Source organism: Rhodopseudomonas sp., from assembly GCF_036404135.1.
Lineage (GTDB): Bacteria > Pseudomonadota > Alphaproteobacteria > Rhizobiales > Xanthobacteraceae > Rhodopseudomonas_A.
Genome location: NZ_DASWPE010000105.1, coordinates 42,731 through 57,539 on the forward strand (window position 1 = coordinate 42,731; position 14,809 = coordinate 57,539).

The following is a 14,809-nucleotide window of genomic DNA, read 5'->3' on the forward strand; positions in this document are numbered from 1 at the left end:
GCCTCTGCCACTTTGGTAGGGCGGTCGCGGCCCACGCGGAATTTTCAATCAGATCAGCGCCGTGCCATGGTGCCGCGATATCGCGGCCGCCCGGTCGCGTGGTCTTGTCCATCCAGGAGCAACAGATGGTTGCGGAAGTCAGCCCGCTCGCCGGCCAGATCATTGACCCGTCAATGCTGGTCAATGTGCCGCGTTTGGTGACGGCGTATTTTTCCGGCCGGCCCGATCCGGCGATCCCGGCGCAGCGCGTGGCGTTCGGCACCTCCGGCCATCGCGGCTCGGCCCTCAACAACGCGTTCAACGAATCGCACATCCTGGCGGTGAGTCAGGGGGTGTGCGAATACCGGCGACGCGCCGGCATCACCGGGCCGCTGTTCATCGGGATCGACACCCACGCGCTGGCCGAGCCGGCGCTGGCCAGCGCGCTCGAAGTGTTCGCGGCCAACGGCGTCGAGGTGATGATCGACGAGCACGGCGGCTACACCCCGACGCCGGTGATCTCGCACGCCATCCTGAGCTACAACCGCGGCCGCACGAGCGGGCTCGCCGACGGCGTGGTGATCACCCCTTCGCACAATCCGCCGGAGGACGGCGGCTTCAAATACAACCCGCCGAACGGCGGCCCGGCCGACACCGACATCACCAGCGCCATCGAGCGCACCGCCAACGCGCTGCTCGAGGACGGCCTGCGCGGCGTGACGCGGATCCCGCTCGAACGCGCGCTGCGCGCGGCCAATGTGCACCGCTACGATTATGTCGGGCCCTATGTCGCCGACCTTGCCAACGTCATCGACATGGAGGCGATCAAGGCCTCCGGCGTCAAGATCGGCATCGATCCCTTGGGCGGCGCCGCGGTGCATTACTGGCGGCCGATCATCGACCGCTACGGCATCGACGCCAGCATCGTCAGCGACGTGGTCGATCCGACCTTCCGCTTCATGACCGCGGACTGGGACGGCAAGGTGCGGATGGACTGCTCGTCGCCCTATGCGATGGCGCGGCTGATCGGGATGCGCGACAATTTCGACGTCTCGTTTGCCAACGACACCGACGCCGATCGACACGGCATCGTCACCCGTTGGAACGGGCTGATGAATCCCAACCATTATCTGGCCGCCGCGATCTTCTACCTGTTCGAGCACCGCCCGGAATGGAGCGCGCAGGCCGCGATCGGCAAGACCATCGTCTCAAGCGCGATGATCAACCGGGTCGCGACGCGGCTTGGCCGCGACCTGGTCGAGACCCCGGTCGGCTTCAAATGGTTCGTCGACGGGCTCGGCTCCGGCGCCTTCGGCTTTGCCGGCGAGGAGAGCGCCGGCGCCTCGTTCCTGCGCCGCGACGGCACGGTGTGGACCACCGACAAGGACGGGCTGATCCTCGGGCTGCTCGCGGCGGAGATCACCGCGCGCACTGGGGTCGATCCGGGACAACTGTTCCATCAGCTCGGCGAACAGCTCGGCGTGCCGTTCTACGAACGGATCGACGCGCCGGCCAGCGCCCAGCAGAAGTCGATCCTGAAGTCGCTATCGGCCGACCAGCTCGGATTGAAGGAGCTCGCCGGCGAGCCGATCCACTCCACCCTGACCAACGCGCCGGGCAACGATCAGCCGTTCGGCGGCATCAAGGTGGTGACCGAGAACGGCTGGTTCGCGGCGCGGCCGTCCGGCACCGAGGACGTCTACAAGATCTATGCCGAGAGCTTCCGCGGCGAGGATCACCTTCGCCGCATCCAGCAAGAGGCGCAGAGCGCGTTGTCGGCGGTGTTCGCGGCGAAGGGGTAGCGTCGCTCGCTGTTGGTTCGACGCGCCTGTTCGAAACAAGCCGTCATTCCGGGGCGCGAGGCCGATAGGCCGAGCGAACCCGGAATCTCGCAACGGGCTGGGGCCTTGCCCCCGCAGCAAGATTCCGGGTTCACTCGCAGCTTCGCTGCTCATGCCCCGGAATGACAGGGTAGGGGTTGCGTCGCGGCGCCGATCGAAAACACGGCTGTCATTCCGGGGCGCGAGGCCGATAGGCCGAGCGAACCCGGAATCTCGCAACGGGTTTGGGCCTTGCCCCCGCGGCAAGATTCCGGGTTCACTCGCAGCTCACGCTGCTCGTGCCCAGGAATGACAGCCTCGTCGTTGCGAAGCGCATCACCTCCAACGAAAATGCGTTGGGGTCAGGGTCGTAGATTCAACAGCCTCAACGGGAGCCGCATGCCAGCCAGCGCAGCCACCCATCTCGGCGCCTGGGCGGAATTCGCCGCCGCCTTCGTGGTGTTCGTAGCTTCGCATGCCGTGCCGTCGCGCCCTGAGCTGCGTGCGGCGTTGACGGCGAGGCTCGGCGAGCGCGGCTTTCTGGCGCTGTACAGCGGCGTCTCGCTTTTGGTGTTGGCCTGGCTGATCGGCGCCGCGGCGCGTGCGCCGTTCGTGCCGCTGTGGACGTTCGAGCCCTGGCAGATGCTGGCGCCGAATCTGGCGATGCCGTGCGCCTGCCTGCTGGCGGCGTTCGGTATCGGCGCCGCCAATCCGCTGTCGTTCGGCGGCAATGCGAAGCTTGCGTTCGATCCCGATCAGCCCGGCGTGGTAGGCTTGGCGCGGCATCCGCTGTTGTGGGCGATCGCGCTGTGGTCCGCCGCGCATCTGGTTCCCAACGGCGATCTCGCCCACGTCGTGCTGTTCGGCTTCTTCGCATTCATTGCGCTGGCGGGCATGGTGATCATCGACCGCCGCAAGCAGCGCCGGCTCGGCCGCGAGGCGTGGCAGGCGCTGGCGCGCAACACCTCGTTCTGGCCGTTGGCCGCGCTGTTCGATGGCCGCTTTCGGCCGCGCTCCTCAAGGATCGCGCCGAAGCGGCTGGCGATCGGCATTCTCGCCTGGCTGACGCTGCTGGCGCTGCATGCCCCGGTGATCGGCGTGTCGCCGCTGCCCTAACTACGCGCCACGTCGGCTCTTCGCCATGGCTCGCGCATGAACTGATAATTGATCATTCCCTGTTACTTATCGAGCGATGTGGCGGGCTCGGGCTCGGTGCGGGACGCGTCGGGGAATGAAGTTGCTGACCAGTGTTGAAATGATTTTCGCGACAATGACCGATCACGGGTTGTTTGTCGCCATTGGCGGGTTTGTCGTTGGAATTTTCTGCTGTCTGTTGCCATTTCGGCGGCGTCGCGCCGGTGCCGATGGGGCCGCTGTGGTTGACCAGAACCAGCAATTGGTGGCGGCGCTGCACAACATGCCACAGGGCCTGTGCATGTTCGACGGCGAGCAACGCATCATCGTCTGCAACCACAAGTACGCAGCGCTCTATGGCCTGACACCGGAGATGGTGACACCCGGTACCCGGCGCCGCGACATGGTCGAGCGCATCGTCGCCAACGGCATCCGCTTCGCTGACGAGGCGCCGGAAAGCTACCTGAAGGAACGCACCGAAGGAGTGTCGACCTCGGTCGACAAGATCCACAAGCTCGCCGACGGCCGCATCATCGCGGTGGCGCGGCGGCCTTTGGCCGGCGGCGGCTGGGTGGCGACCCACGAGGACATCACCGAGCTGAAGCAGCGCGAGGCCTCGTTCCAGCTGTTGTTCGACAACAATCCGGTGCCGATGTGGGTCTATGATCGCGACACGCTGCGCTTCCTCGCGGTCAACCAGGCCGCGGTCGAGCATTACGGCTATCGCCGCGAGCAGTTCCTGACGATGTCGCTGCCGGACCTGCAAAGCGTCGCCGGCGACATCGGCGGCACCGAGCTGCGGGCGATGGAGGATCACGTCGGCGCCACCGACTGGCACGCCAAGGCCGACGGCGGGCTGATCGAAGTCGCGGTGTATTCGCGCCGGCTGCGCTATGCCGGCGCCGCCGCGGCGTTGGTCTCGGTGATCGACATCACCGAGCGGCGCGTCGCCGAGCGTCGCATCGCGCATCTGGCGCATCACGACATGCTGACCAAATTACCCAACCGCGCCGCCTTCACCGAACGTCTCGACGCCACCATCGAACGCGCGCAGGGCAGCGGCGAAAGCTTCGGGCTGTTGTTCGTCGATCTCGACTTCTTCAAGGAGATCAACGACGTGTTCGGCCATGTGGTGGGCGACGCGTTTCTCTGCGCGGCCTCCGAACGGCTGCAGCGCCTCGCCGAGGACAATTTCGTGGCGCGGATCGGCGGCGACGAATTCGTCATCATCGCCGAAGGCCCGCAGCCGCTGACCGCGTCGGCGGTGGCGGAGCGGCTGATCGGGATGTCGTCCGAACAGCTCGAGCTGCAGGGCCACAAGGTCGAGATCGGCCTCAGCGTCGGGGTGGCGCTGTACCCGGCCGACGGCACCGATGCCAAGACGCTGCTCGCCAATGCCGACACCGTGCTGTATCGCGCCAAGGAGGACGGCCGCGGCCGCGCCTGTTTCTTCGATCCGCAGATGGACAGCAAGATCCAGCAATCCCACGCGCTGCTGCGCGACCTGCGGCAGGCGGTGGAGCGCGACGAATTGCTATTGTACTACCAGCCGCAGGCCGTGGTCGATGGCGAGGTGATCGGCTTCGAGGCGCTGTTGCGCTGGCGCCACGAAACCCGCGGCATGATCTCGCCGGCGGAGTTCATTCCGCTCGCGGAAGAATCCGGACTGATCGACCCGATCGGCGAATGGGTGTTGCGCGAAGCCTGCCGGGAGGCGGCGTCGTGGCCGCAGCCTTTGAGCATCGCCGTCAACCTGTCGCCGGTGCAATTTCAGCAACGCGATCTTCCACAATTGGTGCATCGGGTGCTGCTGGAGAGCGGGCTGGCGCCTTCGCGGCTGGAGCTGGAAATCACCGAAGGCGTGCTGCTGAGCGATTCCGCGCGCGCGCTGTCGCTGCTGCGTCGGCTGAAGGCGCTGGGTGTGCAGATCGCGCTGGACGATTTCGGCACCGGCTATTCGTCGCTGTCCTATCTGCAGTCGTTTCCGTTCGACAAGATCAAGATCGACGCCAAATTCGTCCGCAATCTCGGCGCCAATCCGCAATCCTCCACCATCCTGCGCGCGGTGATCGCACTCGGCCACGGCCTCGACATGTCGGTGATCGCCGAGGGCGTGGAGACCGAGGAACAGTACCGCTTCCTGGCGCAGCAGCATTGCGACCAGGTGCAGGGCTATCTGATCGGCCGGCCGTTGCCGGTGGCGCATTATGACGCCGCGGTCGGGCGCGCCCCCTATGCGGAACCGGGGCGGGCGCTGGGATAGCCGCTGCGCGGGCAATCGCCGGCGAGCTTGCGCTGGCGCAACCAAGGCTTTCGGCGGCGCCTTACAAATGTTCGGAGCGCAACGCACCGGACATCCGACATGAGCCCGATTCCCCGCTTTCAGCCGCATCATGGCCCGGCCATTCTGGAGAGCGGGTTTCGGCCGTTCTTTCTCGCCGGAGCGATCTATGCCGCGCTCGCGGTGCTGATCTGGCTGCCGTTCTATTATGGCGAGCTGACGCTTGCGACCACGCTGGTGCCGCGCGACTGGCACGTCCACGAAATGCTGTACGGCTATCTGCCGGCGGTGATCACCGGCTTCCTGTTCACCGCGATCCCGAACTGGACCGGGCGGATGCCGATCCAGGGCTGGCCTTTGCTCGGCCTGGTGCTGGTGTGGCTCGCCGGCCGCTTCGTGATGGCGTTCTCCGCCGACACCGGCTGGCTCGCGGCGCTGCTGATCGACGCCAGCTTCCTGGCGCTGGTGGCGGCGGTGGTGGCGCGGGAAATCATCACCGGCCGCAAATGGAATAACCTGCCGGTGGTCGTGCTGCTGACGCTGCTGCTTGCCGGCAATGTCGGCTTCCACCTCGAGGCGCATCTGAACGGGGTTGCCGACGTCAGCATCCGGCTCGGCATCGCCGTGGTGATCCTGCTGATCGGGATGATCGGCGGCCGCATCATTCCGAGCTTCACCCGCAACTGGCTGGTGCGGGAGAATCCCGGCCGGTTGCCGGCTCCGTTCGGCCGCTTCGACATGGCGGTGGTGGCGGCGAGCGCGGTGAGCCTGCTGCTATGGGTGGCGCTGAAGGACGGCGTTGTGGTCGGCAGCGTGCTCGGCATCGCCGGCGTGCTGCATCTGGTCCGGCTCGGCCGCTGGGCCGGCCACCGCACCGGCAAGGAACGTCTCGTGCTGGTGCTGCATGTCGGCTATCTGTTCGTGCCGCTCGGCTTTCTGCTCACCGCCGCGGCGGCGTTCGGGGCGATCGCGCCGAGCGCCGGCGCCCATGCCTGGATGGTCGGCGCCGCCGGCATCATGACGCTGGCGGTGATGACCCGCGCCAGCCTCGGCCACACCGGCCAGCAACTCACCGCGTCGCTCACCACCCAGACCATCTACGCGCTGGCGGTGGTGGCGGTGCTGGCGCGGATCTGCGCCGCGATCCATCCGGCCTGGAGCGTCGGCCTGCTGCATCTGGCGGCGTTCGCCTGGGCGGCGGCCTTCCTTGGGTTTGCCACAAGTTTTGCGCCGCTGCTGGCCGGCTATCGCAAGCGGCCAACGGCGGCGCCCGCGGCGCGGCCCGGCGTGTGAACCGCGCCCATGCGTCAGGGTTCCTCGAGCCAGCCCATGCTGAGCGCAAAGCGCAGCACCTCGACGCCGTTGTGAAAGCCGAGCTTGGTCATGCCGCGCGCCTTGTAGGTCTCGACGCTTTTGGCGCCGATCTGCAGCTTCTCGGCGATGATCTTGTTGCTGTAGCCGACCGCGGCCAGCCGCAGCACCTCGTGCTCGCGGGCACTCAGCGGATGTTTCGATCGCTGATCCATGGGCAATCCGGGCGTTGCAGCGGCGGATGATCGCCAACCAGACCTTCAAACGTCATGCGCATCAATCGGCTGGGCGATCGAGACCCGCTCATCGCATCAGCCGGCGCCGACTGTCATGTTACACTGACGATCTGAAATGTCAGGCGACTTTGACAATGGCCAGCGGCGGAACAAACCATCCGTTGCACGGAAGGCGGGTTCGACCACGACTCGGCGGGTTCCTCAGTCGGTCGCCGACGCCGGTCCGCCGCCAGCACGATCGCCCGTCGCCGGCTCCTTACAACCAAAGAACAACGCCGCAGCGCTCCGGGACCAGCCGCCGCGGTTGGCCGCGCCAGATGCAATAAATTCCGAGCTGGGCCGCGCGTGACACCCGCGTGACGGCGGAAAACAAAGCCCTTCAAACCGCTTAGCGGGTCGCGACGGGAAACTGCGGCAAAGCTCCGTGCAGGTACGAGCATGCCAATGCCCGGAGCGGATGGTACCGGGTTGCGGAGCCTGCCACCGCGTCACAAGTTCCCAACTTGTTGTCACGTTTAGTTGACAAAGTTTGGTGTCAGGTTATTCTTACACTCACTCGAGCGAGTAGGAGTTCCCGCTACGAACGAGGGTGTTTCCAAGCAAGTTGGGGCATGCCGTTCTGGGATTTTCCGATCAAACGAGTCTGGAAGCGCTTCGTTCGATCCACGTCCCGTTTGGCGACGCGGGCGGCGGGGCAACAGACAGGACAATGCTGAGACCAAGCGAACATCTGTTCGGCGTAGCAGCGAAATAACCTGCGTGCGGGTTCAGCACGAAACTGATCGTAAGTCTCTTAGGAGGTTATGTTATGGTAGACGATCCGAACAAGGTCTGGCCGACTGGCTTGACAATCGCGGAATCGGAAGAACTCCACAAGCACGTCATCGACGGCACGCGCATCTTCGGCGCGATCGCGATCGTTGCTCACTTTCTGGCGTATGTCTATTCGCCGTGGCTGAAGTAAGGGGAACCGAAAATGAATCAAGGTCGTATCTGGACTGTCGTTAAGCCGACCGTCGGTCTGCCCCTCCTGCTGGGCAGCGTCACCATCATCGCGATCCTCGTGCACTATGCGCTGATCTCGCACACCACCTGGTTCCCGAAGTACTGGAACGGCAAGACCGCCTCGATCGAGAGCTCGGTCAACGTCGGTTAATTCGGCTCCTTAGAGCTGTGATGCAGGACCGGGATCCAAGGGTCCCGGTCGCTTGCTTTGTAGCCGGGGTGAACAAGCGCGCCAAAGTTGGCCGGGCTTGTTCATCTTCGGCCGCGAAGTGGTCTTTCCGCTTACCCGATCGGGGACTGGTGTTAGAATCCAGCATCAGCCTCTCATCTGTTGGATTAGCTCAACGATGAACCCTATCAGCCAAAAAGCGATGAAGGCCTGGATCTCCCTCGGGACCCGCTTCCTGCCCTTCGCGGATGCGGCGACCCCCGATCTGCCGCTGTCGCGGCTGCTGCGACTGTCGCTGTTTCAAGTCTCGGTCGGCATGTCCCTGGTGCTGCTGGTTGGCACGCTGAACCGGGTGATGATCGTCGAGCTCAACGTTCCGGCGTCGATCGTCGGCATCATGATTTCTCTGCCGCTGATCTTTGCGCCGTTTCGGGCGCTGATCGGCTTTCGCTCCGACGTCCATAAGTCCGTGCTCGGCTGGAAGCGGGTGCCGTTTCTCTATAAGGGCACCATGGTGCAATTCGGCGGACTGGCGATTCTGCCGTTCGCGCTGTTGGTGCTGTCCGGCGGTGGCGAAGCCGGCCATGCCCCGGTATGGATCGGGCAGGCCGCAGCCGCAACGGCGTTTCTACTGATCGGCGCCGGCGTCCATACTACGCAGACCGTCGGGCTCGCGCTCGCCACCGATCTGGCGGCGCCGGAATCGCGCCCCAAAGTCGTCGGCCTGATGTATGTGATGCTGCTGTTCGGCATGATCGCCAGCGCATTCATCTTCGGCGCGCTGTTGGCGAATTTCTCGCCGGGGCGTCTGATCCAGGTGATCCAGGGCGCGGCGGTGGTCACCATCATTCTCAACGGCGTCGCGGTGTGGAAGCAGGAGACCCGGCGCTCCGGTGCGGCCGCGCAGGCGGCGCCGCAGCCGCGCACGCCGGGCTTCCGGGAATCCTGGGACGCCTTCATCGCCGGCGACAACGCGCTGCGGCGGCTGGTTGCGGTCGGGCTCGGCACCATGGCGTTCAGCATGGAGGACGTGCTGCTGGAACCGTTCGGCGGCCAGATCCTGCATCTCGCGGTCGGCGACACCACCAAATTGACCGCGGCGCTGGCGCTCGGCGGGCTGTTCGGCTTCGGGCTGGCGTCGCGCGTGCTTAGCCGCGGCGCCGATCCGTTCCGGATGGCGAGCTATGGCGCGCTGGTCGGCATTCCGGCGTTCCTTGCGGTGATCTTCGCCGCGCCGCTGCTGTCGGCGCTGCTGTTCGGCGCCGGCACCTTCCTGATCGGCTTCGGTGCCGGCCTGTTCGGCCACGGCACGCTGACCGCGACGATGAATGCCGCGCCCAAGCATCAGGCCGGCCTCGCGCTCGGCGCCTGGGGCGCGGTGCAAGCCTCGGCGGCCGGCATTGCGATCGCGCTCGGCGGCGTGCTGCGCGACGTCGTCGATGCGATCGCGCCGCACACTTCGCTTGGCGCCGCCGCGGGCTATGATTTCGTCTATTGCGTCGAAATCGTTCTGCTCTTCGCGACGCTGGTAACGATGGTCCCGCTCATTCGACAAACCACCGTTGGTGCCGGAGCGGGGCAGCTTCTGACACGGCCACCGATCGGCCTTGAGACTGAAACGGAGAAGTCATGACCCAAATCACCCGACTGTATGACACCAGCAGGCAGGTCTCGGCGATCGAGACCGAGCTGAAGAACGCCAGCCTGAAATACGCCGTCGTCACCAGCGCGCAGCCCAGTAAGCCCGGCACCACGCTCGACGAAAACATCCTGGCGGCGCTGGTCCGGGCCGGGGTGTCGCGCGGCGAAGGCCGCTCTTATGTCGACGCCATCAAGAAGGGCGGCGCGGTCGTTTCGGTGCAGGCCGAATTCGGATTGGGCGCCAAGGCCGCGGCGATCCTCGACCGCTACAGCCCGAACCAGGCCAGCATCCCCAGCTCGTCGACCGGCAGCGTCGAGATCGACGCCGCGACGCCGTTCTCCAATATCCTGCACGCACCGGTGCTGCTGGATAATTCGGGACCCTATGAATCCTATTCCGGCACTCCGCTGCTGGTCGATAGCAACAAGACCTATTCCGGCACGCCGTTGCTGGTCGATAGCCAAAAAACCTATTCCGGCACGCCGCTGCTGCTTGATAGCAAGGGGCCGTACAAGTCGTTCTCCGGCACCCCGCTGCTGCTCGATAACAAGGGGCCCTACAAGTCCTATTCGGGCACCCCGCTCTTGATCAACAATCCGACCCCGCTGTCGTCTTGGCTGGGCCTCCCTGTCCTCTCAAAGTAGGTGAACACCATGTCCAACGAGTCCTATCAGTCCTATTCCGGCACCCCGCTGCTCGTCGAGAGCGACAAGTTCTATTCCGGCACCCCGCTGCTGGTCGACAGCGACAAGACCTATTCCGGCTCCCCGCTGATCCTGGAGCAGGAGGGTGAGTATAAGTCGTTCTCGGGAACCCCGCTCTTGATCGACAGCAACACCTTCTTCTCGGGCGTGCCGCTGATCCTCGAGCAGAAGGGCGAGTACAAGTCGTTCTCGGGCTCGCTGCTGCTGCTGGCCAAGTAAGCCCGATCACACTTAAGACCACCAACGAACGCCGCAGGCAGCGATGCCTGCGGCGTTTGTTTTGCGGGGTTGCGCCGCCGCCGGGACGACCCGGCCGGTCGGCGCCATTGTGCAGTGCGGGTCGCCAGTTCCCGAAGCAACGATTTTGTCCTGAGAGCCTGGCCGAAAATAAAGTTTTGAATACACCGCGGTCGATCCGTCATTGCGAGCCGAGGACGGCGCGTAGCGCCGGCCGAAAAGCGAAGCAATCCAGGGGCTGCGCGTGTGGTCCTGGATTGCTTCGTCGCAAGAACTCCTCGCAATGACGAACTTAAGCGCCTGATTTCGCTGCAGGCATTTTCGGCTGGGCTCTGAGATTGAAACCGGGAATCCGGGCTTCGCGACCACCGCAACACTCGTTGATAGAGGGAGCTGATCAGCCTTCCAACACACATCATTCGGACTAAGCCCGCCAGGGGACATAGCGCTTAACCTTTTCGGCGCGCCATTGCCGGCGAGGTTGTCCCGGCCGGAACCAAACCAAATATCCTCCGTTATTTTTTCTGATAGTTCACACCCCTTGGAGGATCTTATGAACGGTGATCAACCCATCAGCTGGCTGATGTTCTTCACGCTCGCGGCCGGAATCGTGATCGTCGGCGCGGTATTCCTGAATTTCATTCGCTCGCGCTCGAACCGTGATGCTGCGGCCGATGCCCTGGAAGGCGATGGTCGTAGCCGCGGCGCCGCGCCGAGCGGGGCGCTGCCCGAACTTCTGGCGATTACCGCCTTCGCGCTGATTGCCATGGGCCTGCTGGCGGTCGGCCAGAACAACAAGCCCCGCGTCGAGACCGCGCAACTGCCGGGTCAGGTCGGAACCACCGGCCAGGGCAACATGCAGGATCCGGGATCGTTCAACCAGCCGAAGCGCTATCAGCCGGCTAACCCGGGCACCGACACCCGTGCCGCGCCGACCGGCTCTGACACTGGCGTGGGATCTTCGCCCGGCAACACCGGCACGCTGACTAAATAGCCGATCGCCAAGTCATCAATCGCCAAGTCACCAATCGCGACATCCTTTGCGACGTGATCGGGGGCCTCGCGGCCCCCGATTTCGTGCGGTCAGCAATTGATGACAGCGGTGCGGCAAACGCGTTGCGCCATCGAGCCTGACCGAAACAGCCCTCAACGAAATCAGCCGTTCAACACGTCAGTGCGAGCTTGTCGCGGCGAAGCAATCAGGGTCAAGCATCAGGGCCAAGCAATCAGGACCGAGCAATCAGGACCGAGCAATCAGGGCCAAGCATGCTTGGCTCGCTGCTCTTTCGCGCAGAATCGCAGGGCATCACCGGCGCATAACACAGAAGATCCAGCCCCGCGGGCGCGGGGCTGGATCTTGGTTTCGGGGCGGCCCGCGACGCGCGCGGCTCTCCTCAGAGTCTGTTCGAAAATGTCTGCTGCGAAATCAGGCGCTTAAGTTCATCATTGCGAGGAGCTCTTGCGACGAAGCAATCCAGGACCACGCGCGGGCCCCTGGATTGCTTCGCTGTTCGGCCGGCGCTGCGCGCCGTCCTCGGCTTGCAATGACGGATCGGCTTTATTTCAATGCTTCATCTCGGCCAGGCTCTCAGGTGCTCGCGGAGGCGTTTTTGTATTCGGCCTGTTCGACTTCCATCTTGGCGATCTTCTGCTGGATCTTGCTGCGCTGCGTAGTCAACAGCGCGGTGATGGAAGTCGGCGCTGTGGTGGCCTGCAGCGCGTCGTCGTATTTCGAGACGTTGCGCTTTTCGCCGTCGATCAGGCCGGGCAGCACGCTGCCGTCGAGGCCGTTGAACAGCGAGCGCACATTCATGATGGTGCGGTGAATGATGCTCATGAACGAGCCGTCATCGTCGGGCGTCTCGCCGGCCTTGCTCAGTTCGGCGGCGAGTTCGCGGGCGTTGCCTTCATGCAGCGCGATCATCTCGTTGAAAAGCCCGGTCAGGCCGTGGCCTTCGGCGTCCTCGAGTGCTTCCTGATAACCGTTGCGGGCGTCGATTGCGGCGGTATGCAGCGTCTTCAAATGATCGAGCAGGTCCTTGTCCACGTCATCCTCCACGGGTTGATACGCCCTGGCCTGCTGGCGCAACGGGCGTCGCCAGACAACCCGGGTGGAGGGAGCCGGTTCCCGACAGGTTGTCGCAGGCCGCGGAAACTACTTGCGCTCGCCGTCGCGCGGCGCGAGACCGTAGGGTTTCACCAGCGCCCAGACGTGGTCGGGGACCATGTTCTTGATGCGTTGCGGATATTGCCGACGCAGATGCAGCACGGTTTCCACCGCCTTCATCTCGACGCGGGCGCGGGCAAATTCCAGCCCGCGCGGGCCGACCTTCGGCATCAGCCAGCCCATCAACGGGCGCAGCCAGTTCGGCATGCCGCGCACCGGCAGCCCGCCGGCGGCGAGTTCGACGTTCTTCAGAAATCCCTTCACCGGCGCGGTGCGCTTGCCGGCGCTGCCGGGCTCGCTGAGCCTGACCTCGTTGCCGAGCAGATCCAGCAATTGCCGGCCGCGCTGGTTGCGCACCAACAGCCACTGTTCGCCCTGGCCGCCCATATAGCCGACGGTGATGTCGGCCAGGCTGTTGGTGTAGTCGACGCAGGTCCGGCAGGTCATCGGAAAGAAATCCGCCGGCAGCTTGGAGATCGGCAGCAGCAGGAACGGAATTTCCTTCACCCGTCCGTCATCGAAGCGCAGCTCGACATGATAGTCGGCGCGGAATTCCAGATAGGTGATTGTGTCGGGCTGATCCGACAGCAGGTCGAGGAACTGGTGGAAGCTCTCCGTGGTGGTGTTGTCGGAACATGGCGTGCCGATCACGTAGAGCTTGTCGAAGCCGAGCTTTTGCTCGAGTTGCCGCAGCGCGTAGATCTGGCAGGGAATCCCGATGACCGCGATCCGCTTGTAGCCGGCGTCGCGCGCCGGCTCCAGCAGCGACAGCAATGGCGCGTAGCCCATCCGCATGCCGCGGCAGGCCCGCATGCCCTGCGCCTCGGTGACGATCACCGGCTTCGGCTTCCACTTGTCGTCGGGGTCCTGCGCCATGGTCAGCACCGCGTCGACCGCGCCGGTCTCGAGCAATCGCTCGCCGATCCGGGTGGTGATGCCGGTCCATTGCGCGCCTTGCCGCGGCTGTTTCATCGCCGCGCGCAGCATGCTCTGATAGGGGCCGAAGAACGCCTCGTCGGGCTTGGCCGGATCGCGGACGCGGCCGTGCACGCGCTGTTCCAGAGCCTTGTAGTCCGGCTTGATGAACTGGCAGGCCTGGCCGCATTGCTTCGGATCGCTGGAGCGCGACACCCCGCAATCGGTGCACAGCTCGCGCGGCGCCGGCTCGGCGAGGTCGGGCGTCCACAGCGCCGCGGCGGGTTGTGCCAGATCTACCATGGTGTGTCGTGTCCTGGCTGCGCCTTCGGAAGATGCCGCATTTCTAGGAACCGGCGGCGGCCGCCGCCATTCGCCATAAGTCAGGCTTTGCCAGATCCATACAACGCCAGCCGCGCCACCGATAGATCTGCGTCAAACTCCCGGCCGATCGCCACCAGGCCGATCCGCCGCAGCCGCGCCGGATCGAGCGCGCAGTCGATGCGATGCGGAACAAATTGCGCGAACGGCAGCAGCACGGTTTGCCACTGCGGCGTGGCGACAAAGCCCTGCCGCCAGGATTGCTGCGGCCGGCCGACGTCGGGGGTGCGCAGATGCACGCCGTAGCGCTCGCCGTTGCCGGCGACGTCGAGCGCGAGGCCGGTGAAGCCGGAACCATCGAGCACAGCGTCGGGCGCGGCGAGGTCGAGCGCGATCTGGATGAAGCCGCCGTTGTTGTCGGTCGACACCGCGCCGCGCATCCGGATGGCGGGACGGTCGGCGACCAGATCCGCGACGACGCGGCCGCGCGAGACCCCGCCCATCACCGCGTCGGTGATCAGCTGCCAGCGCCGCGCGCCGTCGGCGGGCCACAATTCGAGGTCGGTCATGCGATTGTTGCTCCCACTGCAGTCCTCAATTTTGTCATTCCGGGGCGCGAGGCCGCAGGCCGAGCGAACCCGGAATCTTGCTGCTTGGAGAAGCTCCGCCTTGTTGCGAGATTCCGGGTTCGCTCGAGCTTACGCTCTCGCGCCCCGGAATGACGCCTCGAATTGCAATCGAACGCGCCTAGCTGTGAGCTTTCAATAGTTTGTCCATCCGATCCGGACCGAGGAGACTGAGGTTGCGAAGCTTCAGGCATCCAAGGAGGACCGGATGAACATCCACAAGAATGCCCGTTTGACGCCGATTGGTCGAGAGCGGTTGGTG

13 protein-coding genes and 1 pseudogene are annotated in these 14,809 nt (G+C 64.9%); 10 read left to right on the forward strand and 4 right to left on the reverse strand.

Going from position 1 to position 14,809, the window contains the following annotated elements:
- Positions 1 to 125 precede the first annotated feature (125 nt).
- The 4 genes from pgm (at position 126) to VGC77_RS13305 (ending at position 6,507) form a co-directional block, all read left to right on the forward strand.
- Complete coding sequence (gene pgm / locus VGC77_RS13290; protein ID WP_331172041.1) at positions 126 to 1,781, forward strand: phosphoglucomutase (alpha-D-glucose-1,6-bisphosphate-dependent); 1,656 nt, start codon at positions 126 to 128, stop codon at positions 1,779 to 1,781.
- A 417-nt stretch (positions 1,782 to 2,198) separates the two neighbouring features.
- Positions 2,199 to 2,915, forward strand: a complete 717-nt coding sequence (locus VGC77_RS13295; protein ID WP_331172042.1) for an NnrU family protein — start codon at positions 2,199 to 2,201, stop codon at positions 2,913 to 2,915.
- A gap of 259 nt (positions 2,916 to 3,174) precedes the next feature.
- Positions 3,175 to 5,196: a sensor domain-containing protein gene (locus VGC77_RS13300; protein ID WP_331172043.1), complete on the forward strand. Its 2,022-nt coding sequence runs from the start codon at positions 3,175 to 3,177 to the stop codon at positions 5,194 to 5,196.
- A 99-nt stretch (positions 5,197 to 5,295) separates the two neighbouring features.
- Entirely contained in the window at positions 5,296 to 6,507 is a 1,212-nt protein-coding gene (locus VGC77_RS13305; protein WP_331172044.1) for an NnrS family protein, read from the forward strand.
- Between the two features lie 14 nt (positions 6,508 to 6,521).
- On the opposite strand, the pseudogene VGC77_RS13310 reads toward VGC77_RS13305, so the two are convergent.
- Positions 6,522 to 6,716: pseudogene (locus VGC77_RS13310) on the reverse strand (response regulator transcription factor); the annotation flags it as partial.
- Positions 6,717 to 7,569: 853 nt separating this feature from the next.
- Here VGC77_RS13310 and pufB point away from each other — a divergent pair.
- From pufB to VGC77_RS13340, 6 genes are all read left to right on the forward strand, one after another.
- Complete coding sequence (gene pufB / locus VGC77_RS13315; RefSeq protein WP_011471705.1) at positions 7,570 to 7,725, forward strand: light-harvesting antenna LH1, beta subunit; 156 nt, start codon at positions 7,570 to 7,572, stop codon at positions 7,723 to 7,725.
- A gap of 12 nt (positions 7,726 to 7,737) precedes the next feature.
- Entirely contained in the window at positions 7,738 to 7,917 is a 180-nt protein-coding gene (locus VGC77_RS13320; protein ID WP_184259843.1) for a light-harvesting protein, read from the forward strand.
- A gap of 196 nt (positions 7,918 to 8,113) precedes the next feature.
- Positions 8,114 to 9,568, forward strand: coding sequence for a PucC family protein (locus VGC77_RS13325; protein WP_331172045.1), 1,455 nt, complete (start codon positions 8,114 to 8,116; stop codon positions 9,566 to 9,568).
- Positions 9,565 to 10,221: a hypothetical protein gene (locus VGC77_RS13330; RefSeq protein WP_331172046.1), complete on the forward strand. Its 657-nt coding sequence runs from the start codon at positions 9,565 to 9,567 to the stop codon at positions 10,219 to 10,221. The genes VGC77_RS13325 and VGC77_RS13330 overlap by 4 nt, the downstream gene beginning before the upstream one ends.
- A 9-nt stretch (positions 10,222 to 10,230) precedes the next feature.
- On the forward strand, positions 10,231 to 10,500 hold the full coding sequence (locus tag VGC77_RS13335) for a hypothetical protein (RefSeq protein ID WP_331172047.1): 270 nt from the start codon (positions 10,231 to 10,233) through the stop codon (positions 10,498 to 10,500).
- A gap of 571 nt (positions 10,501 to 11,071) precedes the next feature.
- Entirely contained in the window at positions 11,072 to 11,512 is a 441-nt protein-coding gene (locus VGC77_RS13340) for a hypothetical protein (protein ID WP_331172048.1), read from the forward strand.
- Positions 11,513 to 12,106: 594 nt separating this feature from the next.
- On the opposite strand, the gene VGC77_RS13345 is transcribed toward VGC77_RS13340, so the two are convergent.
- The 3 genes from VGC77_RS13345 to VGC77_RS13355 form a co-directional block, all read right to left on the reverse strand.
- Positions 12,107 to 12,565: a PA2169 family four-helix-bundle protein gene (locus VGC77_RS13345; RefSeq protein WP_331172049.1), complete on the reverse strand. Its 459-nt coding sequence runs from the start codon at positions 12,563 to 12,565 to the stop codon at positions 12,107 to 12,109.
- A gap of 108 nt (positions 12,566 to 12,673) precedes the next feature.
- Positions 12,674 to 13,903, reverse strand: coding sequence for a Coenzyme F420 hydrogenase/dehydrogenase, beta subunit C-terminal domain (locus VGC77_RS13350; protein WP_331172050.1), 1,230 nt, complete (start codon positions 13,901 to 13,903; stop codon positions 12,674 to 12,676).
- Between the two features lie 80 nt (positions 13,904 to 13,983).
- Positions 13,984 to 14,490: a CIA30 family protein gene (locus VGC77_RS13355; RefSeq protein ID WP_331172051.1), complete on the reverse strand. Its 507-nt coding sequence runs from the start codon at positions 14,488 to 14,490 to the stop codon at positions 13,984 to 13,986.
- Positions 14,491 to 14,809: the final 319 nt, after the last annotated feature.

Bases quoted from the DNA above. Each gene is read 5' to 3' on its own strand.
- pgm (WP_331172041.1), top strand. From the start codon at position 126: ATGGTTGCGGAAGTCAGCCCGCTCGCCGGCCAGATCATTGACCCGTCA.
- VGC77_RS13295 (WP_331172042.1), top strand. From the start codon at position 2,199: ATGCCAGCCAGCGCAGCCACCCATCTCGGCGCCTGGGCGGAATTCGCC.
- VGC77_RS13305 (WP_331172044.1), top strand. From the start codon at position 5,296: ATGAGCCCGATTCCCCGCTTTCAGCCGCATCATGGCCCGGCCATTCTG.
- pufB (WP_011471705.1), top strand. From the start codon at position 7,570: ATGGTAGACGATCCGAACAAGGTCTGGCCGACTGGCTTGACAATCGCG.
- VGC77_RS13320 (WP_184259843.1), top strand. From the start codon at position 7,738: ATGAATCAAGGTCGTATCTGGACTGTCGTTAAGCCGACCGTCGGTCTG.
- VGC77_RS13325 (WP_331172045.1), top strand. From the start codon at position 8,114: ATGAACCCTATCAGCCAAAAAGCGATGAAGGCCTGGATCTCCCTCGGG.
- VGC77_RS13330 (WP_331172046.1), top strand. From the start codon at position 9,565: ATGACCCAAATCACCCGACTGTATGACACCAGCAGGCAGGTCTCGGCG.
- VGC77_RS13335 (WP_331172047.1), top strand. From the start codon at position 10,231: ATGTCCAACGAGTCCTATCAGTCCTATTCCGGCACCCCGCTGCTCGTC.
- VGC77_RS13340 (WP_331172048.1), top strand. From the start codon at position 11,072: ATGAACGGTGATCAACCCATCAGCTGGCTGATGTTCTTCACGCTCGCG.
- VGC77_RS13350 (WP_331172050.1), bottom strand. From the start codon at position 13,903: ATGGTAGATCTGGCACAACCCGCCGCGGCGCTGTGGACGCCCGACCTC.
- VGC77_RS13355 (WP_331172051.1), bottom strand. From the start codon at position 14,490: ATGACCGACCTCGAATTGTGGCCCGCCGACGGCGCGCGGCGCTGGCAG.